General features: G+C 69.5%; 23 protein-coding genes. 14 read left to right on the plus strand and 9 right to left on the minus strand.

Annotated features, from left to right (window positions below; genetic code table 11):
• Positions 1–54: 54 nt before the first annotated feature.
• Positions 55–894, minus strand: a complete 840-nt coding sequence (locus tag QSK35_RS37590) for a nucleoside hydrolase (RefSeq protein ID WP_285752522.1) — start codon at positions 892–894, stop codon at positions 55–57.
• 17 nt (positions 895–911) lie between these two features.
• Here QSK35_RS37590 and QSK35_RS37595 point away from each other — a divergent pair, with 17 nt between their 5' ends.
• Positions 912–1682, plus strand: a complete 771-nt coding sequence (locus tag QSK35_RS37595; protein ID WP_285752524.1) for an acyltransferase — start codon at positions 912–914, stop codon at positions 1680–1682.
• Here QSK35_RS37595 and QSK35_RS37600 read toward each other — a convergent pair.
• The 5 genes from QSK35_RS37600 to QSK35_RS37620 form a co-directional block, all read right to left on the minus strand.
• Positions 1645–2394, minus strand: a complete 750-nt coding sequence (locus QSK35_RS37600; RefSeq protein WP_285752526.1) for an SGNH/GDSL hydrolase family protein — start codon at positions 2392–2394, stop codon at positions 1645–1647. The genes QSK35_RS37595 and QSK35_RS37600 overlap by 38 nt on opposite strands.
• Positions 2395–2520: 126 nt before the next feature.
• Positions 2521–3765 (minus strand): glycosyltransferase family 4 protein, encoded by a 1245-nt coding sequence (locus QSK35_RS37605; protein ID WP_285752528.1) that lies wholly within the window; start codon positions 3763–3765, stop codon positions 2521–2523.
• Positions 3753–5216 (minus strand): 1,4-alpha-glucan branching protein domain-containing protein, encoded by a 1464-nt coding sequence (locus tag QSK35_RS37610; RefSeq protein WP_285752529.1) that lies wholly within the window; start codon positions 5214–5216, stop codon positions 3753–3755. Before QSK35_RS37610 ends, QSK35_RS37605 begins: the two co-directional genes overlap by 13 nt.
• The gene (locus tag QSK35_RS37615; protein ID WP_285752530.1) at positions 5213–5941 is read right to left on the minus strand and encodes a class I SAM-dependent methyltransferase; all 729 of its coding nucleotides are present in this window, start codon (positions 5939–5941) and stop codon (positions 5213–5215) included. The genes QSK35_RS37610 and QSK35_RS37615 overlap by 4 nt, the downstream gene beginning before the upstream one ends.
• A gap of 30 nt (positions 5942–5971) precedes the next feature.
• Positions 5972–6814, minus strand: a complete 843-nt coding sequence (locus tag QSK35_RS37620; protein WP_285752531.1) for a DegV family protein — start codon at positions 6812–6814, stop codon at positions 5972–5974.
• Between the two features lie 307 nt (positions 6815–7121).
• Here QSK35_RS37620 and QSK35_RS37625 point away from each other — a divergent pair, with 307 nt between their 5' ends.
• The 3 genes from QSK35_RS37625 to QSK35_RS37635 are packed head-to-tail and all read left to right on the plus strand — an operon-like array spanning position 7122 to position 9081.
• Positions 7122–8087, plus strand: a complete 966-nt coding sequence (locus tag QSK35_RS37625; protein ID WP_285752532.1) for a coiled-coil domain-containing protein — start codon at positions 7122–7124, stop codon at positions 8085–8087.
• Complete coding sequence (locus tag QSK35_RS37630; protein ID WP_285752533.1) at positions 8084–8629, plus strand: OmpA family protein; 546 nt, start codon at positions 8084–8086, stop codon at positions 8627–8629. The genes QSK35_RS37625 and QSK35_RS37630 overlap by 4 nt, the downstream gene beginning before the upstream one ends.
• An 8-nt stretch (positions 8630–8637) precedes the next feature.
• Positions 8638–9081, plus strand: a complete 444-nt coding sequence (locus tag QSK35_RS37635) for a hypothetical protein (protein WP_285752535.1) — start codon at positions 8638–8640, stop codon at positions 9079–9081.
• Here the strand turns inward: QSK35_RS37635 and QSK35_RS37640 are convergent.
• Positions 9078–9920: a DegV family protein gene (locus QSK35_RS37640; RefSeq protein WP_285752537.1), complete on the minus strand. Its 843-nt coding sequence runs from the start codon at positions 9918–9920 to the stop codon at positions 9078–9080. The genes QSK35_RS37635 and QSK35_RS37640 overlap by 4 nt on opposite strands.
• 234 nt (positions 9921–10154) lie before the next feature.
• On the opposite strand from QSK35_RS37640, the gene QSK35_RS37645 reads away from it, so the two are divergent.
• The 3 genes from QSK35_RS37645 to QSK35_RS37655 all read left to right on the plus strand — a co-directional run bounded on the left by QSK35_RS37645 (position 10155) and on the right by QSK35_RS37655 (position 12367).
• Positions 10155–10937 carry an electron transfer flavoprotein subunit beta/FixA family protein gene (locus QSK35_RS37645; RefSeq protein ID WP_285752538.1) on the plus strand — a complete coding sequence of 261 codons (783 nt, stop codon included), beginning with the start codon at positions 10155–10157 and terminating at the stop codon, positions 10935–10937.
• A gap of 17 nt (positions 10938–10954) precedes the next feature.
• The gene (locus tag QSK35_RS37650; protein WP_285752540.1) at positions 10955–11908 is read left to right on the plus strand and encodes an electron transfer flavoprotein subunit alpha/FixB family protein; all 954 of its coding nucleotides are present in this window, start codon (positions 10955–10957) and stop codon (positions 11906–11908) included.
• Between the two features lie 66 nt (positions 11909–11974).
• Positions 11975–12367 carry an Imm10 family immunity protein gene (locus tag QSK35_RS37655; protein WP_285752541.1) on the plus strand — a complete coding sequence of 131 codons (393 nt, stop codon included), beginning with the start codon at positions 11975–11977 and terminating at the stop codon, positions 12365–12367.
• A 105-nt stretch (positions 12368–12472) separates the two neighbouring features.
• Here QSK35_RS37655 and QSK35_RS37660 read toward each other — a convergent pair whose 3' ends face one another.
• Positions 12473–14272, minus strand: a complete 1800-nt coding sequence (locus QSK35_RS37660; protein WP_285752543.1) for an ABC transporter ATP-binding protein — start codon at positions 14270–14272, stop codon at positions 12473–12475.
• A gap of 254 nt (positions 14273–14526) precedes the next feature.
• Between QSK35_RS37660 and QSK35_RS37665 the strand changes: the two genes are divergently transcribed.
• Entirely contained in the window at positions 14527–15285 is a 759-nt protein-coding gene (locus QSK35_RS37665; protein WP_285752545.1) for a bestrophin-like domain, read from the plus strand.
• 13 nt (positions 15286–15298) lie between these two features.
• Positions 15299–15757: a hypothetical protein gene (locus tag QSK35_RS37670; RefSeq protein WP_285752547.1), complete on the plus strand. Its 459-nt coding sequence runs from the start codon at positions 15299–15301 to the stop codon at positions 15755–15757.
• Here the strand turns inward: QSK35_RS37670 and QSK35_RS37675 are convergent.
• On the minus strand, positions 15730–16740 hold the full coding sequence (locus QSK35_RS37675; RefSeq protein ID WP_285752549.1) for an ABC transporter substrate-binding protein: 1011 nt from the start codon (positions 16738–16740) through the stop codon (positions 15730–15732). The genes QSK35_RS37670 and QSK35_RS37675 overlap by 28 nt on opposite strands.
• Positions 16741–16859: 119 nt before the next feature.
• On the opposite strand from QSK35_RS37675, the gene QSK35_RS37680 reads away from it, so the two are divergent.
• The 5 genes from QSK35_RS37680 to mnmA are packed head-to-tail and all read left to right on the plus strand — an operon-like array spanning position 16860 to position 22053.
• On the plus strand, positions 16860–17633 hold the full coding sequence (locus QSK35_RS37680) for a GNAT family N-acetyltransferase (protein ID WP_285752551.1): 774 nt from the start codon (positions 16860–16862) through the stop codon (positions 17631–17633).
• Positions 17630–18505 (plus strand): lysophospholipid acyltransferase family protein, encoded by an 876-nt coding sequence (locus tag QSK35_RS37685; protein ID WP_285752553.1) that lies wholly within the window; start codon positions 17630–17632, stop codon positions 18503–18505. The genes QSK35_RS37680 and QSK35_RS37685 overlap by 4 nt, the downstream gene beginning before the upstream one ends.
• Positions 18462–19805, plus strand: coding sequence for an MFS transporter (locus QSK35_RS37690; protein ID WP_285752554.1), 1344 nt, complete (start codon positions 18462–18464; stop codon positions 19803–19805). The genes QSK35_RS37685 and QSK35_RS37690 overlap by 44 nt, the downstream gene beginning before the upstream one ends.
• A complete protein-coding gene (locus tag QSK35_RS37695) occupies positions 19805–20974 on the plus strand; it encodes a cysteine desulfurase family protein (RefSeq protein WP_285752555.1) in 1170 nt (389 codons plus the stop codon). Before QSK35_RS37690 ends, QSK35_RS37695 begins: the two co-directional genes overlap by 1 nt.
• Positions 20971–22053, plus strand: coding sequence for a tRNA 2-thiouridine(34) synthase MnmA (gene mnmA / locus QSK35_RS37700; protein WP_285752556.1), 1083 nt, complete (start codon positions 20971–20973; stop codon positions 22051–22053). The genes QSK35_RS37695 and mnmA overlap by 4 nt, the downstream gene beginning before the upstream one ends.
• Positions 22054–22156 lie beyond the last annotated feature (103 nt).

Genomic DNA, 22156 nt, shown 5'->3' on the forward strand with positions numbered 1-22156 from the left:
GCGGACCCTACTTAGCGTCGCCGCCCAACCCCAGACCGTGAGTCGATCCTGTCGTCAACCGGACAACCGCTTTCCGAGAAGCGCCTTCAAAGCTTCCCAATCCGTGGACTCCGCGACCTCCACCTGGTGTTTCCCGTCGACCAGGGCACCCGTGTCCTCGACGTCGAGCAGGTGCGTTCGCGTGGTGAGCGTGCCCGGCCAGATCGCCTCGGCGACGGCCACCGCGTCGTGGATCAGGATTCCGTCCTGGCCTGTGCGGCCGTGCAGATGCCGCCGGTATTGGGGTGTGAACGAGTTCAGCACCGGGTCGAGCGTGTCCAGCCACGGGCCGTCGGCCAGGCACTGCCGGGTGAGGTTGATCGGCACGACCAGCGGGTTGGTTCGGAGGACCCGGCTCGCGGATTGTGGGTCGCTCCAGAAGTTGAACTCCGCCGTCTCTGTGACGTTGCCCTGGCCGATGCCGCCGCCCATGACGATCAGCCGCTTGATGTGGGTGCCGGTGTCGAGGAGGCGGGCGATGTTGGTCAGTGGGCCGATGGCCGCGACCGTGGCGTCCGGGTATTCCTTCAGCTTGGTTTTCAGGAAGGTCACGGCATCGCGTTCGTCCAGCTCATCGTGCTCGGGCAACGTGTGCGCCAGGCCCGACAGGCCGTCCTCGCCGTGTACCTCCCTGGCGTCCCGTGCCGGTCCGGCCGCGCCCTTGGCCACCGGGACGTCGGTGCGGCCCAGGTGGGCGAGCAGGCGCTGGGCGTTGCGGGTCGTCTGCTCGACGTCGACGTTGCCGAACACCGTGGTGACGCCGATCAGGTCGACCTCGGGGGAGCGGGCGGCCAGGGCCAGCGCGAAGGCGTCGTCCACGCCGGGGTCGGTGTCGATGAGAAGCGGAATCGCCATGAAGTTAGGGTGCCCGCATGACCAGCATGTGGGGCGCTCCCGTGTGGACCAGATGGCGGAGATCACGCCGCGACCCGATGCAAGCGCGCTTCCTGACCCTGGCGTCACTGCGCTGGGTGCTGCGCCACCGCGCGTACACGCCGTGGTACCTCGTCCGCTACTGGAGGCTGCTCAAGTTCCGCCTGCTCAACCCGCACGTGGTGCTCAAGGGCATGGTCTTCTTCGGGAAGAACGTGGACATCATGTGCCGCCCCGGCTACGGCCGCCTGGAGATCGGGCGCTGGGTGCACATCGGCGACGGCAACGCCATCCGGTGCCACGAGGGAAGCCTGCGGATCGGTGACAAGGCCGTGTTCGGCAAGGACAACACGGTCAACTGCTACCTCGACATCGAGATCGGCGCGGCCACGCTCGTCGCGGACTGGGTCTACATCTGCGACTTCGACCACGTCACCGCGGACATCAACCTGCCGATCAAGGACCAGGGGATCGTCAAGTCACCCGTGCGGATCGGTCCCGACTGCTGGCTCGGCGCCAAGGTCACCGTGCTCAAGGGCACGCGCGTGGGGCGCGGGTGCGTCCTCGGGGCGCACGCGGTCGTGCGCGGGGACGTGCCGGACTTCAAGATCGCGGTCGGCGCGCCTGCCCGCGTGGTGCGGGATCGGCGCGCCGACTACGAGGCCGACGCTCAGCGGCGGGCCGACATCGCGGACATGGCGCGCAAGGCCAAGGAGGCGCTCGCCAAGTCGCTCAACGGACAGGCAGCAGATCGGGGCGCTTCGGCTTGAAGCCGTCGCCCGGCGAGCGGCCGATCAGGCGGTTGCGCAGCCGCGTGTAGGCGACCGGCAGGACCTGCGTGCGCAGCCAGTCCCAGTGATCCAGCAGCGAAGCCGGCGCGGCCTGGCCGGGCAGCGGCGCCAGCCACTCCGCCGGGAACGGCACGTCCAGCGCGGACAGCAGGTGGCCGGCCAGGCGCAGGTGGCCGAGCGTCGACAGGTGCAGGCGGTCCGGGCCGAAGTAGCGCGAGTCGTGCACGCAGTCGTCGGCCCACACGTCGACCAGCACCGCGTCGTAGCGCGCGGCGGCGTCGCGGACCGCGTCGTTCAAAGCCTGGATCCGCGGGCGCATGCGCCAGCCGAACGGCATGCGGCGCGAGATGTCGCTCAACGTGAAGACCGCGACCGTGGGCGCCAGCTCGGTGGCCTTGCGCACGGCCACGTCGACGCGCCGGGTCACCTCAAGCGTGTTGTACCCGTGCGACATCAGGTCGTTGCCGCCGCCGAACAGCGCGATCAGGTCGGGCCGCAACGTCGCGGCGACCGGCATCTGCTCGGCGGTGATCTGGTCGAGGCGGCGTCCGCGCACGCCGAGGTTGGCGTACTGCTCGGCCATCAGCTCGGCCGCGAAGTCCGCCCACCCGCGGTAGACGCCATCAGGCTGCAAGTCGTCCAGACCCTCGGTGCAGCTGTCCCCGAGGGCCACGAAGCGTTGGTATCTCATTCAGTTCCCAGTAACCCGGCGTTCACGTAGCCGGGCACTGTAGCGGGTCTAGATGAACAACCATGGGTGCCGTTATGGCCACCTTTACTGCGTTCAGCGCAGTGAAGGTGGCCATAACGGCACCTCTTAGATGAACGCGTTGCCCGTCGCGATCTTGGGGCGGCCCAGCGGCGGGTGCTCCATCACCGACGCGCGCGCGTACACCTCAGCGGTGTCCGCGGCGATCTTCGCCCAGTCGAAGTCCGTCGCCAGCCGGGCCTTCGCGGCCTTGGCGCGACGCAGGGCGGCCGGTCGGTCCGACAACACTTTGCGCACGGCACGGGCCAGGCCGTCGATGTCACCGGGTGCGAAGGACAGACCGGTCTCACCGTCCAGCACGACCTCGCCGAGCCCACCCGCGGTCGACGCGACCAACGGCGTGCCGGCCGCGGCCGCCTCCAGGGCCACGATCCCGAACGGCTCGTACTTCGACGGCAGGACAACGGCGTCGGCTGCGGACAGCAACGCAGCCAGCGACCGGTCCGGCAGGTGCCCGGCGAAGTGCACCGCCCGCAGCACCTTGTGCTTGCGCGCCTGCTCGGTCAGCCACTGCTTCTGCGACCCGTCACCGGCCACGACGACGCGCGCGCCACGGTGGTGCCGCCGCACGCGGGGCAGCGCGGCGATCAGGTCCTGCACGCCCTTCTCCCACTCCAGCCGGCCGAAGAACAGCAGCAGCGGGTCGCCGTGCGGGCTGTACTCCTTGCGGGCGGCGGCGACGTCACGCGGCCGCACGCGCCAGCCGTGCGGCTCGATCCCGTTGTGCAGCACGGTGATCGTCGAACTGTCCACTTCGAACAGATGCGCGACCTCGAGACGCATCGCCGAGGAGCACGTGATCAGTGAGTCGGCGCGGTTCGCCAGCCACCACTCCACCGAGTGCACCTGCTGGTTCAACGGATGCGACAGCCAGCCGCTGTGCCGCCCGGCCTCGGTCGCGTGGATCGTCGCCACCAGCGGCACGCCGTAGGCCTCGGACAGCGCCACGGCCGGGTGCGTGACCAGCCAGTCGTGCGCGTGCACCACGTCGGGCCGCCAGTTCAGCGCCAGGCCCGCGCGGGTCATCGCGTGGCCCATGGCGAGCGTCCACGCGACGAGGTCCTTCTCGAACACCAGGTGCGCCGGGTCCTCCGCGACGCGCACGAGCCGCACGCCTTCGGACACCAGGTCCGTCGTCGGGTGCGTGATCGCGTCACTGCCCGACGGCTGACGGCACAGCACGACGACCTCGTGCCCCTGAGACGCCAGTTGTGTCGCGAGTGCATGCACGTGCCGACCGAGCCCGCCGACGACCACGGGCGGGTATTCCCAAGACAGCATCAGGATGCGCATGCAAGTCCTCTCGCGTCGAGGTGGCCGAACGGCCCGTCGGCGGCGCGCAGTTCAACTGCTCGCTGGTGGCCGCGCCCCGCCCGCACCAGCGCCGCCAGCTCGCTGAACCGGTCGCTGTGGATCTTCGCGCGGTACCGGGCGTAGTCCGCGGCCGAGTCCTTCGTGACCATGAACGCCCAGTCGCTCGACAGCGCCAGCAACGCCTCGCGCACCGCCTGGTCGAGCACCGGATCCCTGGTGTCACCGTCGAACGACAGCTCCAGGAGTTCCCGCTGCACCTGAGTGTTCAGAGAAACGATGTCCGCGACCTGCGCGCCGTCCCAGACGCGCCAGTCCTTGCCACTGCCCCACGACGAGGCGGGCAGCTCGATCGGCGTGCCGACGTGCCCGGCCTCGATCGCACCGCGCAACGTGGTCACGTGCACGCCGGCCAAAGGCAGGGCGCGCAGCACGGCTTCGAGCCACTGCGGACCCTCGTGCCACCAGTGCCCGTACAGCTCGGTGTCGTACGCCGCGACGACGAGCCCGCCGTCGATGGCGCGCAGCCGGCGCACGACGGTGTCGACGAAGTCGGCGACGTGGCGTTCCAAAGCCTCCGCGGCCAAAGCGGGTTCGTAGGGCCGCTTCTCGTGCGGCGCCACGTGTTTGCCGGTCACCCGCGCGGGCTTCAGACCGGTGGGGTGGTCGTAGGTGTGGAAGTCGCGGTACGCGGCGTCGCCGGGATAGCCGACCTTGGGCGACCACACGCGGTAGGACACCTCGAGGTCACGCGCGAAGGCGAGCACATCGGAAGAACCGACGGGTCGCGCCGCCGAGGTGTCGCCGTGCATCGCGGGTCCGTCGACCATGAACCGCTGGACGCCTGCCCGCGCGTAGTCGTGCTCCATGCCGGGCGAGTAACCGCATTCCGGCGCCCAGATCCCCTCGGGCGCCCGGCCGACCCGTAACGCGGTGTCCGCCAGGCCGGTGTCTAACGCGAACGCGCGGACGCGCGGGTCGAGCAACGGCTGGAAAGGGTGCGTCGCCGGCCCGCCGAGCAGCTCGATGGTGCCGGTGTCCACCAAGGACCGCAGCAGCGGCGAGAACCCGTGCCGCCAGTGCGTTTCGAACTGCGATAGCGCCCACGTCGACGCGCGGTGCTCGTAGGCGGACAGCTCGCGCAGCCGGGAACCGGCGTACTGGGCGCGCAGGTGCCAGTTGCCCAGCCAGTCGTGCACGCCGCGCAGGCAGTACGGGTCGTCGAGCTGCGCGGCCAGCACCGGCGTGACGCCCAGCGTCAGCACGTCGGTGCGGCCCTCGTCGGCGAACCGCCGCAGCATGTCCACGACCGGAAGGTAGGAGTGCGCCCACGCCTGGTACAGCCACTCCTCACCGACCGGCCACGTGCCGTGGTGCGCCAGCCACGGGAGATGGCTGTGCAGCACCAGGCAGAACGTCCCCTCCGACTTCACGGGCGCACCGCCACGGAGACCAGGTCCAAAGAGGTGTCGAGGTCGCGCGTCGTGATCTCGAAGTCGGCGCACGTCACCGACTCGACTGCGGCCAGCAGTTCCGCGGGCCACGGTTCACCGGACACGGCGACCTCCACCTGCCGTTCGATGATCTCTCCGTCCAGCAGGGACTCCAGCCGCGGACCGTGCCGCAGCCCGGCGAGCAGTTCGACGGTGAAGCCCGCCTCGACGAGGAGATCGTTGAGCTCGGAGGGTGCCAGCTCGCGCGTGTGGAACGGGTTCAGCGGCTTGTCCAGACCGGGCGAGAACGTCAGCCGGTTCGGCGTCGTGACGATCAGCCGGCCGCCGGGGCGCAGCACGCGGAAGCACTCGGCGAGGAAACCCTCCTGATCCCACAGGTGCTCGATGACCTGCAGGTTCGCCACGACGTCCACACTGGAGCCCGCGATCGGGAGCGACGCCAGGTTGCCGCGCAGCACGTCGAGCGACGGGTACTTCCCAGCAACGTGTGCCGCCGTCAGCTCGTCGTAGTCGAGAGCGATGACCCGCCGCGCCGCGCGGCGGATGAGCTGAGCCCCGTAGCCCTCGCCGCAGCCCGCCTCCAGAACGACCGCGTCCGTGCAGTGGCCGAGCAGGTCGAGGTACGCCACCTCGTGGCGGCGGAACCAATAATTTTCCTCGGCGATCCCGGGGACGGTCCGCTCGCCGGTCAGTGGCAAAGTCACTCGCGCAGGTTACTCGTCGGTAGTGTCCGGTCAGAAGGGGGAGACGGTCACGGCCAGCGCGCCGGGACCGAGGTTGGCGCCCAGCGTGGCGCTCACCTGGGTGAGCACGAACTCGCGTGCGTGCGGGATGCGGGTGCGCAGCTCGGCCAGCGCCTGCTCCGACCGTTCCTCGGCGGCGAAGTGCTCGACCGCGATGTCGACCTGCTTGTCCTTCGCGAGCTCGACGGCCTGGTCGACGAGCCGGGACAACGCGCGGTCCGGGCCGAAGACCCGGCCGAACGGCGCCAGCTCCCCGTCGTTGACCGTGAAGAGCGACTTGCGCGGCAGTGCCTTGCCGATCATCTTGGCCGTGCCGCTGACCTGGCCGATCCGGTGCAGGTAGGCGAGGTCGTCCACGTAGATCAGCACCTTGGCGTTGCGTCCCCGCTGCTCGGCGACGCCCCGGACGTGGTTGACGTTGCCACCTGTCTGAGCGATGCGCGCGGCCGCCATCGCCGCGAAACCGAGCGTCATGCCGGACGAGTGCGAGTCGACGATGTGCACCGGCACGCGGGCCTTCGCGGCGGCCGCCTTCGCCGAGTCGGCCGCGGGGGACAGGTGCGGGGTGACGTGCACCGAGACGATCGTGTCCGCGCCCTTGGCCCACGCGTCCTGGTACGCCCAGAAGAAGGCGTCGGGTGCCGGCGGCTGGGTGGTGATCGGCACCTCCGCACGCATCGCCGCGAGGAGGCGCTCGGTGGGAACGTAGGCCTCGTCGATCAGGTCCTTGCCGATCTGCAGCTGCATCGGCACGGTGATGATCTCGAACCGCTCCGCCAGTGAGGCGGGTAGTGACGCTGTGGAGTCGGTGACTACGGCGACGCGTGGGGACACAGGCAAGAAGGTTAACGATGTGTGATCGTCATGGCCACCAACGAACGATGGCAATTCGTGTGATGTTTGGCGGAGTGGTCGCAATGCGTGAACAGCGAACGCGGCGAGTGTTCAACCCGAAATTGCCGAGAGCTTGACACAATCGGGTGACCGCCGGTCGCGTTCTGTTGATCTTCTTGATCGGTGTTTCTGCTGGAAACACTGGACATTCGCCGTGTTACGCACTTGCGAAGGCAACGATTCGGCCGTTGGTTGGTGCTAGATCACGTCGGTATCCTCGCCCAATCTTCTCCAGGGTGAGGTGGCCATGGGTGCAAAAGAGCAGGAGATAGTTCCGCTGCACGCTGGTTTCGACGTTGTCTACCGAGGATTTCACCGACGTCAGGTCATCGACCACATCGAGAATCTCGAAGAGCAGCTCCGGTTCACCAGCATGGACCGCGCCGAGGCGCTGGCCCAGTCGGCGGATCTGCGCAAGCTGCTCGAGTCGACCCGCAGTGAGCTCGACGAGGCCCGGACCCGCATCGGGCGGCTCGAGGCCTCACCGGTCACGCACGCCGGCGCCACCGAGCGCATGCATCGCATGCTGCGACTCGCCGAGGACGAGGCCGCCGAGCTGCGCCTGCAGGCCGATCGCGACGTCGCGGACCTGCGGCAGCGCGTCGAGGCCGAGCTCACCGAGCTGCGTGCGCGGGCCGTGCGCGAGGCGACCGAGATCCGCGGTGAGGCCGAGGCCGAGGCGCATCGGCTGCACCAGGCGTGTGCCAGTCGCGCGGCGCAACTCGACCAGCGTGAGGTCGACCTGGAACGCCGCAGTTCCGATCTCGAGGCGCAGCACGCCCAGCGCGCGACGCAGGTCGAGGAGGAATGTGCGGCGGCGATGAAGCAGGCGCAGGACGACGCGAACCGATTGCTGCGGGAGACCGCGGAACAGTGCAACCGGCTCGAACTCGAATCGGAGCACAAGCGCGAGAAGGCGCAGCAGATCTTCGACGAGACCATCACGCGCCGGACCAATGAGATCACCGCGCATCTGGCCGAGCAGGAAAAGCTCGCGAAGGCGCGCGCGGAGTTCGTCGTGAAGCTCGCCTGCCGCGAGGCCCAACGCCGTATTGCGGAGATCCAGGAGAAATCCGAGGAGCTCAAGGAACTGCGGCGCACGGTGCAGTCTCAGCTCGCGTCCGCGCGGGCCGCGTTGTCGATGGCCGCGGAACGCGTCGGGCCGATGATCCCCGAACAAGTGACCGCGCAGGAACAAGTGGCCGCTTCGTGAACAGATCGTGGATTCCGCTCGCCGTCGGGGTCGTGCTGGTTCCGGCGGCGCTGACGGCGTTCGGTTTCACCGTCTACGGCGATGAGCTGACGCACTACGACGGAGCCACGATCACCGCGCCACGCATCGCCGTCGCTCCGGCGGTGGTGCTGGAGGAGAAGCCGCCCGCGGCGCTGCCGCCGTCACCGCAGGCGGTGCAGCGCAGCGTGTCGGGTGTGTTCGCCGCGCACGCGGTCAAGGGCATCACGTTCGCACCGGGTACGACGGAGTTCGTGGGTCGCGGTGGAGATGTGCAGCGTGCGGTCGGTGCCGCGCTGCGGCCGGTGACGACCGCGGCGGTCACGCTGGTCGCGCACGCCTGGAACGGCGAGACCGCGTCGCATCGCTGCGACGTGCTCGCGATGGAACGTGCCGGTCTGGTGCGCGACTACCTGCTGCGGCAGGGCGTGCCGCCCGGATCGATAAGAACGAGAGTCGTCGTCGACCCCGTCTGGGGCCCACCGTCGGAAGGCGGACCCCAGGTCGACGTCATCGTGTCGTAGGAGCCGCAATGGGTGGGGCTGTCGGGATCGTCTTCGGGTTGTGCGTCCTGTCGTTCACCGCGGGCGCCGCGTTGATGTACGTGGTGATGCGGCGCAGGGAGGAACCGCAGGCCGGGTTATCGCAACCGGTCGCGGAGCCCGCGCCACCGGCCGAGGAACAGCTGGAGCTGCGGTGGCAGGACGTCGAGATCGAGTACGACTCGAAGCCGATCCACCGCAACCCGGTCGTGGGCATGCAGCCCGAGCCGGATGTCGAGGCCGAGCCGGTCGAGCCCGAGGTCGAGGTCGAGCCTGAGGTCGTGGCCGAGGTCGAACCGGAGCCCGAACCCGAGCCGGAGCCGCAGCCGGTCGAGGAGGCGAAGCCGGTCCTCCCCGTGCAGCACGAGTTCCGTGAGCGCTACCTGCGCACGTTCGAGGCGGCGCGCCGCCGGGCCTCGGCGAGCGACAACTAGACCGGTGAGACGGTGATGCCGAGCGCGCCCGGTCCCACGTGCGCGCCGATCGCCGAGCTGACCTGGGTGAGCATGAACTGCCGCACGTTCGGCACGCTGCGCCGCAACCGGCTCAGCAGCTTCGCCGCGGGTTCCGCCGAGTCGAAGTGCTCGACCGCGATGTCGACGGGGTCGTTGCCCGCCTTCTTCACCGCGATGTCGAGCATCTTGTTCAGCGCGCGTTCCGAGCCGCGGGCCCGGTCCAGCGGGGTGATCTGCGAGCCGGACATGGTGAGCAGCGGCTTGACCGAGAGCGCGGATCCGACCAGGTGCGCGGCAGCGCCGATGCGCCCGCCGCGGCGCAGGAACTCCAGCGTGTCGACGTAGATCAGCTCGGTGGACCGGTCCGACCGGCGGGTCGCGGTCTCGAGCACTCGTTCCACGCCGAGGCCGGCCTCGGCGATCTTCGCGGCGGCGATCACGGCGTAGCCGATGCTCATGCCACACGTGTGGGTGTCCACCACATGGACGGGCACGCCGACCTTCGCGGCGGCCGCACGTGCCGCGTTGCACGTCTCGGACAGCGCCGACGACAGGTGGATCGAGATGATCGTGCGGGCGCCGTACGCGACCAGCTCGCGGTAGGTCTGATAGAACGCCATCGGGTCCGGCGGGCTCGTGGCGACCGGCAGGTTCGCGCGCATGGCCGAGACCAGTTGCGGCACCGGGATTCTCGCCTCGTCGTCGATGTGGTCGCCGATTCTGACCTGAAGCTGCACCACTTCGATGCCGAACCGATCAGCGAGATCGGCCGGGATGCAAGAGGTGGAGTCGGTCACAATAGCTACCCGCCGGTACATAACCTGGGACTGTAGTCGCCCGATTGGCGTACGTCTTGATTGGCCTTGCACGATGGGTGAGAACCGTCACGCTAGCTATGTGCTTGCTGGCGTTTGCGCCGCTGCTACTGGCGGGTAACATCCGGGTGATGGCAGGGTCATGAATACCCGGTGATGCGGCTACATACAGTCCTTCCAAACGAAGATGGCTGCACAGTGCATCGCCGCCCGTCCGCAGGAGGTCGAAGAGGACCTATGAACATTGTTGTCCTGGTCAAGCAGGTGCCTGACACCTGGTCCGAGCGCAAGCTCACCGACGCCGACCACACCCTTGACCGCGAGTCCGCGGACGCCGTGCTCGACGAGATCAACGAGCGTGCCGTCGAAGAGGCGCTGCAGCTGCAGGAAGCCCACGGCGGCGAGGTGACCGTCATCGCGATGGGCCCGGACCGTGCCACCGACGCCATCCGCAAGGCGCTGTCCATGGGCGCCGACAAGGCGATCCACGTCTCCGACGAGGCGCTGCACGGTTCCGACGTGCTGACCACCGCGAAGGTGCTCGCCAAGGCGATCGGCACCGTCGAGGGTGTCGACCTGGTCATCGCGGGTAACGAGGCCACCGACGGCCGCGCCGGCGCCGTCCCGGCGATCCTGGCCGAGCTGCTCGGCCTGCCGCAGGTCACCCAGCTGCGCAAGGTCACGGTCGAGGGTGGCGTCGTCAAGGGCGAGCGCGAGACCGACGAGGGTGTCGCCTTCCTCGAGGCGTCGCTCCCCGCGGTCGTCAGCGTCACGGAGAAGATCAACGAGCCGCGGTACCCGTCGTTCAAGGGCATCATGGCCGCGAAGAAGAAGCCGGTGACCACCCTGACCGTGGCCGACCTCGGGGTCGACGCCGCTTCGGTGGGTCTGTCCGGCGCTTGGTCGAACGTGCTGGAGGCGGCCCCGAAGCCGCCGCGCAGTGCGGGTCAGCGGGTCGAGGACTCGGGTGACGGTGGTCAGAAGATCGCCGAGTACCTGGTCGGCCAGAAGCTCATCTGAAGGCGAGGAGGGAACAAATGTCTGAAGTCCTGGTCCTCGTCGACCACGTCGACGGTGACGTCAAGAAGGTCACCTTTGAGCTGCTATCCGCCGCGCGCCGTCTCGGCGAGCCGTCCGCGGTGGTGGTCGGTCAGCCCGGCACCGCGGCCAAGGTGAGGGAGTCCCTCGGCCGCTTCGGCGCCGCGAAGGTCTACGCCGTCGAGTCCGACGACGCGGTCAACTTCCTGGTGACCCCGAAGGTCGACGCCCTCGCGGCGCTCGCCTCGGGTGCGGCCGCCGTCCTGGTCTCCGCGACCGTGGAGGGCAAGGAGGTCGCCGGCCGGCTGGCCGCGCGCATCGGCTCCGGTCTGCTCGTCGACGTCGTCGACATTCTCGAAGATGGTGTCGGCGTCCAGTCGATCTTCGGTGGCTCGTTCATCGTGAAGTCGAAGGTCGGCACCGGCACTCCGGTCATCACCGTGCGCCCCGGTGGCGTGGAGGCCTCCGAGGCCCCCGGCGATGCCGTGCTCGACGAGTCCGTGTCCGTCACCGTGGACCCTGCCAAGTCCGCACGCGTGACCGGTCGCGAGGCCGTCGTCGGTGGCGACCGCCCGGAGCTCACCGAGGCGTCGGTCGTCGTCTCCGGTGGCCGTGGCGTCGGCTCGGCCGAGCAGTTCTCGGTCGTGGAGGCGCTGGCGGACTCGCTGGGTGCCGCGGTCGGTGCCTCGCGTGCCGCCGTCGACTCCGGCTACTACCCGCACCAGTTCCAGGTCGGCCAGACCGGTAAGACGGTCTCGCCGCAGCTGTACATCGCGCTGGGCATCTCGGGCGCGATCCAGCACCGGGCGGGCATGCAGACCTCGAAGACGATCGTCGCGGTCAACAAGGACCCCGAGGCGCCGATCTTCGAGATCGCCGACTTCGGTGTGGTGGGCGACCTGTTCAACGTCGCCCCGCAGCTCACCGAGGAAGTCAGCAAGCGCAAGGGCTGAGCCCGGCTGCTTGGATGAAGGCCACCCCGGCGCACGCCGGGGTGGCCTTCGCGTTCGGGGGGACAAGTGAGCTTCACCGTGCGGGACTTCGGGGTGGACGACGACGACATCTACACCGTCGGCGTCGCTGAACTGCCGGACGGCGGCGGCAGGCAGCTGCTGTTCATGACCAGCGAGGACGACGTCGATGACGCCGACCAGGGCATGGACACGTACTGCATCACCGATGAACGCGGCGCGTGTGTCTACGGCGGCGTACGACGAGCGGACCTCAGCGGGAACGTGCTGCGGCTGGAACTCACCGACCAGGCCGCTCGAGACCTCCAAGTGGACCCGGTGGTGGAACTCGTGCTGGAGCTCGAACCCGTGCGCCGGGAGGCGTTGCGCGCCGCGTTGCCGCGTGTGCTCTCGTTCGGCAGGCAGGCGTTTCGCCCGGAGCTGACTGGCGACTTCGGCTAGCGCCCGCATCGAATAAGCCAGCAAGCGCAAGGGCTGACCCCCAGGTTCGACCGTTATGGCCACCATCGCGGACTTGAGGTCCGTGATGGTGGCCATAACGGCTTTTCAGACCACCGCGGGTTCCTCGTCTTCCGTTAGGAACCCGCCCGACTGGTGGTGCCAGAGCCGGGCGTAGGTGCCCTGGCGCGCCAGCAGCTCGTCGTGCGTGCCCTGCTCGACGATCTCACCGCGGTCGAGCACGACCAGCCGGTCCATCCGCACGACCGTGCTGAGCCGGTGCGCGACCACGATCGCGGTGCGTCCGTCCATCAGCTGCCACAACGCTTCCTGCACCAGGATCTCGCTCTCCGAGTCCAATGCGCTGGTGGCCTCGTCGAGCAACAGGATCGGCGCGTCCCGCAGGATCGCGCGGGCCAGGGCGACGCGCTGCCGCTGACCGCCGGACAGCTTGATGCCGCGCTCGCCGACCAGCGTGCCGAACCCGTCCGGCAGCCCCTCGGCGAACTCCGTGACGTGCGCGGCGCGGGCGGCGGCGAGCACCTCGGCCTCGGTGGCGCCGGGCCGGGCGAACGCGATGTTGTCGTGCAGGGTCCGGTGGAACATGGCCGGCTCCTGCGGCACGTACGCGATCAGGCCGCGCAGGTCCTTCTGTCGCAGCCGGGCAATGTCCTGGCCGCCCACGAGGATCCGGCCGCCGTCGATGTCCATGAGCCGCAACAACAACCGGGTCAGGGTCGTCTTGCCGCCGCCGGACCGGCCGACGAGGCCGATCTTCGTGCCGGACGGGATGTCCAGGTCCAGACCGCGGAACAACGCGTTCCCGCCGTCGTGCGTGAAGTTCACCCGCTCGAACCGGACGTGCGCGCCCGACACCCGCAACGGTTCCGGCGAAGAAACATCCACCACGGTCGGCGGGTCGAGCAGCAGCTCGGTGAACTGCGCCGCCTCGGTCAGCGAGCTCTCCATGCGGCGGTAGATCTGGTTGAACTCGAACATGATCCGCGTCGCGCTGGTGTAGTAGGTGAACGCGACCATGATCGCCTCCACGCCTAGCCCGCCGCTGAGCCACACCGCCAGCAGGAGGCCCAGCGAGTTGGTCAGCACGGACAGCGGCGCCACCACGGCGTCGATGCGCAGGTTGCCGTAGTCCCACGACCGCATCGCGAGCCGGCGCTGCTCGGCGACCCGCTTCCGGTGCTCGGCGGCCTCACGCTCCTCCGCGGCGAACGCCCGCACGGTGTCCATGTTCGACAACGTGTCCGCGACGTGCCCGGACACCCGAGCGATCGCGGCCTCGCGCTCGTCGACCAGCTCCTGCCGGCGGCGGATCAGCGGCGCGATGACCAGACCCGTGAGCGCGATGAGGCCTACCAGGACCAGCACGAGCACCGGCGAGTAGCCCCAGAGGATCACGCACGCGAAGCCGAGCGGCACCAGGTTCGCCAGCACCGAGAACGCCAGCGTGTCCACGAACTCCTCGAACCGCGACGCGAAGCTCAGCACCCGCTTGGTGAGCGAGCCCGCGAAGTTGTCGTGGAAGAACGCCGCGTCCTTCGCCAGCAGCTCGTCCATGCCGGTGATGGCCAGCTGCTCGATGCCGCGGCCGTCCGTGCGGTTCAGGCAGTGGATGCCGATCCGCCACAGGATCTCCGCCAGCAGCATCAGGCCGGCGAACCCGAGCACGTACGGCAGGACGGTGTCGAAGCCCGTGTCCCCGCCGTTGGCGAGGTGGCCGACCAGCGACGCGACCACGAGCGGAGCCAGGTAGTTCAGACAGGTGTTGCCCAGCGCGGGCATCAGCAACGCGGGTACGGCTACGATTCGTTGCCGCTTGAGTTCACGGCCGTAGTAACGCAGTGCCAGTAGTAGTGATCTTTTCCGGGCATGCGACGTCCCGGTATCCACGGTCAACCCACCCCTCCCGAGCGATCCCGGGGTCCATGGTGGCGCAGGCGGGCGGCCGTCAGCGAGCGAATATCGGGCGGGGTCCACTGTGGACCATTCCGTATCGGATGGAATGGGTCTTCACTCGCTTGCCGTAGCAGCGTTACCGGCACGGGTTGCGTGATCTCTGCTATGCCGCAGTGGTTCCGGGGGATCCGGTCGTACTCGATCGAAGGATGGTGGTTGCTCCGGCACCGTCCGTACGTTCGGCGAGTGTGTGGGACGTCGTACTGGTAGTCGGAGGGACCGCGCTGGCGGTCACCATCGCCGTGCTCGTGATCGACCGCGTCGTACCGGTGTCGCGGCGGTTGCCCTACAACGAGCTGTCGGGCCACTTCTTCGCGGCCGTCGGCGCGTTCTACGCCGTGTTGCTCGCGTTCGTCGTCGTGGCCGTGTGGGAGGACATGAACGCGGCCAAGGACAACACCTACGTCGAGGCGAACGCGTTGCCGGGCCTGTACTTCAGCTCGACGCAGTTCGAACCGGCGCAGCGCGCGGAGTTCCAGGGCGCCGCCGTCACGTACGCGCGAGCCGTGATCGCCGACGAATGGCCGCGGCTGGCCCATGGCGAGCCGAGCCCGCAGGTCGAGGACGCGGCCAAGCGCATGCGCAAGGCGCTGCTGCAGCTCGATCCCCAGACCCCCAAGCAGGAGGCGCTGTACGGCGCGATGATCGAACGCGTCAACGTGATCAACAGTGCCCGGCGGGACCGGCTCAACGAGGCCAGGCCGTCGATCCCCGGCTACCTGTGGTTCGGGTTGATCATCGGTGGTGTGCTGGTCATCGGGATCGCCTTGTTCTTCGGTGCGCCCAAACCACTGCCGCACGCGCTCATGGTGATCACGCTCGCGATGCTCGTCGCCGGATCCCTGTACTACGCGCACCTGATGGACCACCCGTTCGCGGGGACCACGACCGTCACACCGGACGCGTTCCGCGTGGCGTTGAAACAGATGGGTCAGCCGGTCGAGTAGTAGGAGGATTGCGATGTCGTTGCGCGCGTTGCTGATCGTGGCCCTGCTGGCATTCGGGCTGCCCGTCTCCGCATCCGCCGAACCGTCCACACTGGAGCTGTTCGCCAAACGCAGCTTCCTGTCGCTGCCCGCGGTGCCCGCCGTCGGCGCGGGCTTCGTCGGCGGCGGTGAGCTGCTCGACGCGGCCGGCGCCAAGGTCGGCGACGGCGACACCTACTGCGGGATCGTCCGCGTCACCACGGACATCCCGCCCGCCGTCATCGCGCAGTGCACCTCGGTGTACCGGCTCAAGGACGGCGAGCTGCACCTGTCCAGCCTGCGCACCTACCGGCCGGTCGCACTCGCCTTCGACGACTGTGTGGTCGCGGTGATCGGCGGCACCGGGGCGTACTCGACCGCCCGCGGTGACGGGAAGTTCACCAAACTCACCGACCCGGACCGGGCCTACAAGGTGTCGTTGACGATCAGCTGACCGGTGACCGGGGCGTACCGGGTGCGCTGGTTCGACACGATCATCAGCTCCGGGCCCGCTCGCCACTGCCCGCCCGCGAGGGCGACGGTGGCGACGCCCGGAGCCGGTCCGTTCGTCCAGTCCAGCCGGCCCGCGACCGTCTCCAGGTTGGTGTGCCGCAGGTTGTGCGCGATCTCGGCCTTGTCCGTGCTCATGACATGGCTTGCCACCTCGAAGAGCGCGCGGGCGAGGCCGAGCGGCTGTAACCACGGCCGGTTGGTCGCCTTCTCGTAGGACGCCGCCAGCTCGTGACCACCGGTCGTGTGGTGCGGCGTCCAGGAAACGATCGTCGCCACGTTGACGAGACCGTGCTTCGCGACCCCGAACGGGTAGGTCAGCCAGCGCGAGCACGTGATCAGCTTCGGCTTGACCCTGAGCCGCGCCAGGTCCTCGGCGGTCGGCGCGCCGGTGATCACGTCCACGCCGGAGAAGTCCGGGACCGCGCCGGTGTCCTCGCGGTAGCCGGGGTCGACGAGGTGGTGGCCGCGCTCCCGTGCGACCGGGGCGAACCACCGGCGGGACGCCTCGCCCTGCGGACCGTCGTTCCACAGACAGCCGACCGTGCACGCCGGCGCCACCTGTTCCCACATGTCCGCGAAGACCGTGGCGATGTCGTCGAGACCCCAGCAGAAGTGGAACGACCAGCGCGGGTCGCGGTCGCCGAGCCACACCTGCCACGGCAGCACCGTCGACAGGCACGGGGTGCGCAGCCGTTCGCACGTCTCCGCGACCGCGGGAACCGTGTCGGTGCCGCCCAGGGTGAGGATCAGGGATGCCTTGTCCTGCAAGATGAGTTGCGACGCTGCACGTCGCGCACCGGCGGCGGTGGAGTGACTGTCCCGTAAGACCATCTCGTGTTCACCGAACGTTCGCGCCACGTACTCCAGGGGGCTGCCGAGCAGAGCCAGCCGTCCAGTGTGCGCGAGTACCACACCGATTCGCATCGCGGCATTGTCCCGGTAACCGGACGGGCGACGAGAGCGCCCGCCCTTAACCCATCTGCCACTGAGGCGTCATCGGTTTGACCTGCTGGGCTTTGCCGGATTCAAGTCAACCTCAAGTCATGACGCAGCCGGAACTGCTAGTCAGCACCCCGCACCAGCAGGGGACGGACGCACCCCGCTACTCCCTTCTCGTCGCCCGTGACAGCGAAGAGGTCGTCGCCGCGCAGAGACTGCGCCACGACGTGTTCGCCGGTGAGATGGGCGCGACGCTGCACTCGAGCGTGCCCGGCCTGGACGTCGACGAGTTCGACGAGCACTGCGACCACCTCGTCGTCCGCGACGACCGCAACGGTGACATCGTCGGCACGTACCGGATGCTGCCGCCCGAGCGGGCGCAGGAGGCCGGAAAGCTCTACTCGGAGACCGAGTTCGACCTGACGAACCTCGCCGCGCTGCGGCCCGCGATGGTCGAGACCGGACGGTCGTGCGTCCACCCCGACCACCGCAACGGTGCCGTCGTCAGCCTCGTGTGGGCGGGTCTCGCGCGGTACATGCTGCTGTCCGGGCACGCGCACCTCGTCGGCTGCGCGTCGGTGCCGCTGACCGACGGCGGCAGCTTCGCCGCGGGCGTGTGGGACACGGTGCACGCCAAGCACTACGCGCCCGAGGAGTTCCGGGTCCACCCGCTGAACCCCTGGCAGGTGGACCAGGTCGAACGTCCCGAGCGGACGGTGCTGCCCCCGCTGCTCAAGGGCTATTTGCGCCTCGGTGCGCAGGTGTGCGGCCGGCCGGCGCTGGACGCGGACTTCGGCGTGGCGGACCTGTTCATCCTGCTCAGCATGGACCGCATCGACCAGCGGTACCTGAAGTTCTTCCTGGGTGAGACATCGTGAGCCACGCCTGGATGCCCACTTCGCCGTGCGGCGACGGGTGTGTGGGCGGGCAGGTGCCGCAGGTCGGCAAGGTCCGGCAGGTGTGGCGCGCGTTCGCCGCGGTGACGATGATCCTGTGCGGTGTCTTCCTGCTGCTCGGCATCGCCGTCACCCGCGGGCGCACGCGGGAAACGTTGGTGCGCAACTGGTTCCACGCCGTGCTGCGCGGCTTCGGCGCGCGGTTGAAGGTGCACGGGCCCAAGCGGTTCCAGGAGACGCGCGGCCGCGGTGTGCTCGTGGTGGCCAACCACGTGTCCTGGTTGGACGAGCTGGCGATCGACGCGGTGCAGCCGATCCGGATCGTCGCCAAGCGCGACATCAAGGACTGGCCGGTCCTCGGGCCGATCATCACGTCCGCGCGCACGGTGTACCTCGACCGCGAGCGGCTGCGGCTGCTGCCGGGGACCGTGCGCGAACTGTCGGACGCGCTGCGCGAAGGCGCCGCCGTCGGCATCCACGCCGAGGGCACCACGTGGTGCGGGCTGGCCGGTGGGCGGTACAAGCCGGCGCTGTTCCAGGCCGCGCTGGACGCCGGTGTGCCGGTGCGGCCGATCGTGCTGCGCTACCGGGTCGGCGAGCGGACCACGACCCACCCGGCGTTCGTGGGCAGCGACACCCTGGTCGACTCGATCAAACGGGTGCTGAGCCTGAAAGGCCTGGTCGTCGAGGTGCACGTGCTCGACGAGATCGCGCCCGGACGTGCGTCGACCCGGCGTGAGCTGGCCGCGCTCGCCGAATCACAGGCAAATCGCTTGACCTCCAGCGGGCTTGAGGTTGAACGATCTGAGCGTGACTCTCACCGCGCAGCAACCAGCACGCCTTTGGGCGCCTGAGAAACGCTGGCCCACGACGGGGCTCGTCCTGCTCGTCACCCTGCTGGCCTTCGAGGCCATGGGCGTCGGCACGGCGATGCCCCGCATGGTCATGGAACTGCACGGCGAGAGCCTGTACGCCTGGCCGTTCATCACGTTCATGGCGTCATCGCTGGTCGGCACGGTGTTCTCCGGCCGGCTCTCGGACCTGCGCGGACCGCGGCCCGCGGTGCTGATCGGTGTCGGCCTGTTCCTCGCCGGCCTGGTCGTCGCGGGCACCGCCGACTCGATGACGCTGCTGCTCATCGGCCGCGTGCTGCAGGGGCTCGGTGCCGGAACGCAGGTAGTCGCGATCTACGTGCTGATCGCCGCCGTCTACCCCGACTCCGACCATCCCGCCGCGTTCGGCGCGCTCGCGGCCGCCTGGGTCGTGCCGGGACTCGTCGGCCCGACGCTGGCCGGGTGGCTCACCGAGCACCTGACGTGGCGCCTGGTGTTCCTCGGCCTGGTGCCACTCGTGCTGCTCGGGTTCCTGCTGTTGCTGCCCGTTCTGCGGAGGTTGCCGCTCCACACGGCCAGCCCGCCCGCTCGCCGGTTCCTGCCGCTGGCCGCCGTGTCGGCCGCCGCCGGTGTGGCCGGTCTTTCGTGGGCCATGCAGCACCGCGTGTGGTGGTTGGGGCTGCTGTCGCTGGTGATGTTGGGTGCGGCTGTGCGGGTGTTGCTGCCCGCCGGCACCCTGCAGGCCCGGCGCGGGTTGCCGGTGACCGTCCTCGCCCGCGGGTTGCTCGGCGGCACGTTCTTCGCGGTCGAGGCGTTCGTCCCGCTGACGCTGACGGTCGTGCACGGGTACTCGCCGTTCGCGGCGGGCATTCCGCTCACCATGGGTGCCGTCGGCTGGTCCCTCTCCGCGATGTGGCAGGGGCGGCACACCGAGATCCCGCGGCAGACGCTCGTGCGGTGGGGGTTCGTGCTGGTCAGCATCGGGCTCGCGGCTGTGACGCTCATCGCGCCCGCCTGGGGACCGGCGTGGGCGACCGCGCTGATCTGGGGCGTCACCGGCATGGGCATGGGCATCGGGATGTCGAGCGTCAGCGTGCTCGTGCTGGGTGCGTCGACCGAGGCCGACCGGGGGTTCAACTCGGCCGCGGTGCAGATCAGCGACCAGATGGGCGCCGCTTTGTTCGCCGGAGTGGGCGGCGTGCTGGTGGTCGCTACCGCACCAACGGTGGGTGTGATCGTTCTTTCGCTGCTCATGGCGGGTATCGCGCTGATGGGAGCGATTCTGACCGGACCCAGGTGTCGAGATACCCTTGTTACCTGATGGCTTATCTCGACCACGCTGCAACGACGCCGATGCTGCCCGAAGCGGTGGCGGCGATGACCGAGGCGTTGTCCAATCCGGGCAACGCCTCGTCGCTGCACACCTCCGGGCGCAAGGCGCGGCGCGCGGTCGAAGAAGCGCGTGAGGACATCGCCGACGCGCTGGGCGCACGGCCGTCCGAGGTGATCTTCACCGGCGGCGGCACCGAGTCCGACAACCTCGCGGTCAAGGGCATCTACTGGGCGCGCGGCCGGAAGCGGATCCTCGCCTCGGCCGTCGAGCACCACGCCGTGCTGGACGCCGTCGAGTGGCTGGGCGCGCAGGGCGCCGAGGTAACCTGGCTGGAGACCGACCGGCACGGGCGGGTGCACCCCGAGGTGCTCGCGGACGCGATCGACGACGACGTCGCGCTGGTCACGGCGATGTGGGCGAACAACGAGGTCGGCACGATCAACCCGGTGTTCGACCTGGCCGCGGTCGCGCTGGAGCACGGCGTGCCGTTCCACACCGACGCGGTGCAGGCGGTCGGCGCGGTGCCGGTGGACTTCGCCTCGTCCGGCGCCTCGGCGCTGACGATGACCGGCCACAAGGTCGGCGGCCCCTACGGCGTCGGCGTGCTGCTGCTGGCGCGTGACGTGCCGTGCACGCCGTTGCTGCACGGCGGTGGCCAGGAGCGCGACGTGCGGTCCGGCACCCTGGACGTGCCCTCGATCATCGGCCTCGCGACCGCCGTCCGGCACGCCGTCGACGAGCAGGAGACGCGTGCCCGGGAACTGAGCGACCTGCGCGACGAGCTGATCCGCTCGGTGCGGGCCGTCGTCCCGGACGTGATCGTCAACGGCGACCCGGTGGACCGGCTGCCCGGCAACGCGCACCTGACGTTCCCCGGCTGCGAGGGCGACAGCCTGTTGATGTTGCTGGACGCGCGCGGCATCGAGTGCTCGACCGGCTCGGCGTGCACCGCCGGTGTCGCCCAGCCGAGCCACGTGCTGCTCGCGATGGGGGTCGAACCCGAACTGGCCCGCGGATCGCTGCGGTTCTCGCTGGGCCACACCTCGACGATCAACGACGTGCGCGAGCTCGCCGAGGCCATCGGCCCGGTCGTGGAGCGCGCGCGCAATGCCGGCCTCGCGGGGATGCGGCGTTCTCGGAAGGTGGTGTCACCGTGAGGGTCCTCGCGGCGATGAGCGGCGGCGTCGACAGCGCCGTCGCGGCAGCCCGCGCGGTCGACGCGGGACACGACGTCACGGGCGTGCACCTCGCACTGTCCGCCAAGCCCGGCACTCTGCGCACGGGCGCCCGCGGCTGCTGCACGATCGAGGATGCCCACGACGCGCGCCGCGCCGCCGACCTGATGGGCATCCCGTTCTACGTCTGGGACTTCGCCGAGCGCTTCACCGAGGACGTCGTCGAGGACTTCGTCGCCGAGTACGCCGCCGGCCGCACCCCGAACCCGTGCCTGCGCTGCAACGAGCGCATCAAGTTCGAGGCGTTGCTGGACAAGGCGATCGCGCTCGGGTTCGACGCGGTCTGCACCGGCCACTACGCCCGGCTGGCCACTGTGGACGGACGGCTGGAGCTGCGCCGGTCCGCGGACATCGGGAAGGACCAGTCCTACGTGCTCGCGTCGCTGACGCACGAGCAGCTGTCGCACGCGATGTTCCCGTTGGGGGACACCACGAAGGATCTCGTCCGGGTCGAGGCGCAGTCCCGTGGCCTGTCGGTGGCGAAGAAGCCGGACAGCCACGACATCTGCTTCATCCCGGACGGCGACACGCAGAAGTTCCTCGCGAATCGCCTGGAGACCAAGCCGGGTCTGCTGATCGACGACGAGACGGGTGCCGTGCTCGGCAGGCACGCGGGCGTGCACGAGTTCACCGTCGGCCAGCGCAAGGGCCTCGGCATCGACGCTCCCGCCCCGGACGGCCGGCCGCGGTACGTGCTGTCGCTGGAGCCCGTGTCCGGCAACGTGCGCGTCGGCGCCGCGGAGAAGCTGGCGGTCTCGGAGATCGTCGCTGAGACCCCGGTGTCACATGTCGAACTCGATGGGCCCGTGGAGTGTGTCGCGCAGGTGCGCGCGCACGGCGGCACCGCGCCCGCGGTCGCCGAGCTGGTGAACGATGAACTGCTGGTGCACCTGCGGGAGCCGCTGCGCGGTGTCGCACCGGGGCAGGCGGTCGCGATCTACCGGCCGGACGATGCGGGTGACCTGGTCCTGGCGAGCGCCACGATCTCCTCGACCGGCTGACGTTCGCGGCGGAGCTGAAACGTTCGCCGACGAAGCTGCGATGCAGCTTGTGTGCCCCATCACAACCAAAGCGGTCACCCGGACGTAGCCCGTCGCGTTACGA

It is taken from the genome of Lentzea sp. NBRC 105346 (assembly GCF_030269605.1).
Classification (GTDB): Bacteria; Actinomycetota; Actinomycetes; order Mycobacteriales; family Pseudonocardiaceae; genus Lentzea.

What these genes read in the sequence shown, in the direction of transcription:
- QSK35_RS37670 (WP_285752547.1), top strand. Translation starts at nt 15,299, where the DNA reads ATGTCGTTGCGCGCGTTGCTGATCGTGGCCCTGCTGGCATTCGGGCTG.
- QSK35_RS37590 (WP_285752522.1), bottom strand. Translation starts at nt 894, where the DNA reads ATGGCGATTCCGCTTCTCATCGACACCGACCCCGGCGTGGACGACGCC.
- QSK35_RS37640 (WP_285752537.1), bottom strand. Translation starts at nt 9,920, where the DNA reads ATGTACCGGCGGGTAGCTATTGTGACCGACTCCACCTCTTGCATCCCG.
- QSK35_RS37595 (WP_285752524.1), top strand. Translation starts at nt 912, where the DNA reads ATGACCAGCATGTGGGGCGCTCCCGTGTGGACCAGATGGCGGAGATCA.
- QSK35_RS37695 (WP_285752555.1), top strand. Translation starts at nt 19,805, where the DNA reads ATGGCTTATCTCGACCACGCTGCAACGACGCCGATGCTGCCCGAAGCG.
- QSK35_RS37605 (WP_285752528.1), bottom strand. Translation starts at nt 3,765, where the DNA reads ATGCGCATCCTGATGCTGTCTTGGGAATACCCGCCCGTGGTCGTCGGC.
- QSK35_RS37600 (WP_285752526.1), bottom strand. Translation starts at nt 2,394, where the DNA reads ATGAGATACCAACGCTTCGTGGCCCTCGGGGACAGCTGCACCGAGGGT.
- QSK35_RS37675 (WP_285752549.1), bottom strand. Translation starts at nt 16,740, where the DNA reads ATGCGAATCGGTGTGGTACTCGCGCACACTGGACGGCTGGCTCTGCTC.
- QSK35_RS37645 (WP_285752538.1), top strand. Translation starts at nt 10,155, where the DNA reads ATGAACATTGTTGTCCTGGTCAAGCAGGTGCCTGACACCTGGTCCGAG.
- QSK35_RS37625 (WP_285752532.1), top strand. Translation starts at nt 7,122, where the DNA reads ATGGGTGCAAAAGAGCAGGAGATAGTTCCGCTGCACGCTGGTTTCGAC.
- QSK35_RS37650 (WP_285752540.1), top strand. Translation starts at nt 10,955, where the DNA reads ATGTCTGAAGTCCTGGTCCTCGTCGACCACGTCGACGGTGACGTCAAG.
- QSK35_RS37635 (WP_285752535.1), top strand. Translation starts at nt 8,638, where the DNA reads ATGGGTGGGGCTGTCGGGATCGTCTTCGGGTTGTGCGTCCTGTCGTTC.
- QSK35_RS37680 (WP_285752551.1), top strand. Translation starts at nt 16,860, where the DNA reads ATGACGCAGCCGGAACTGCTAGTCAGCACCCCGCACCAGCAGGGGACG.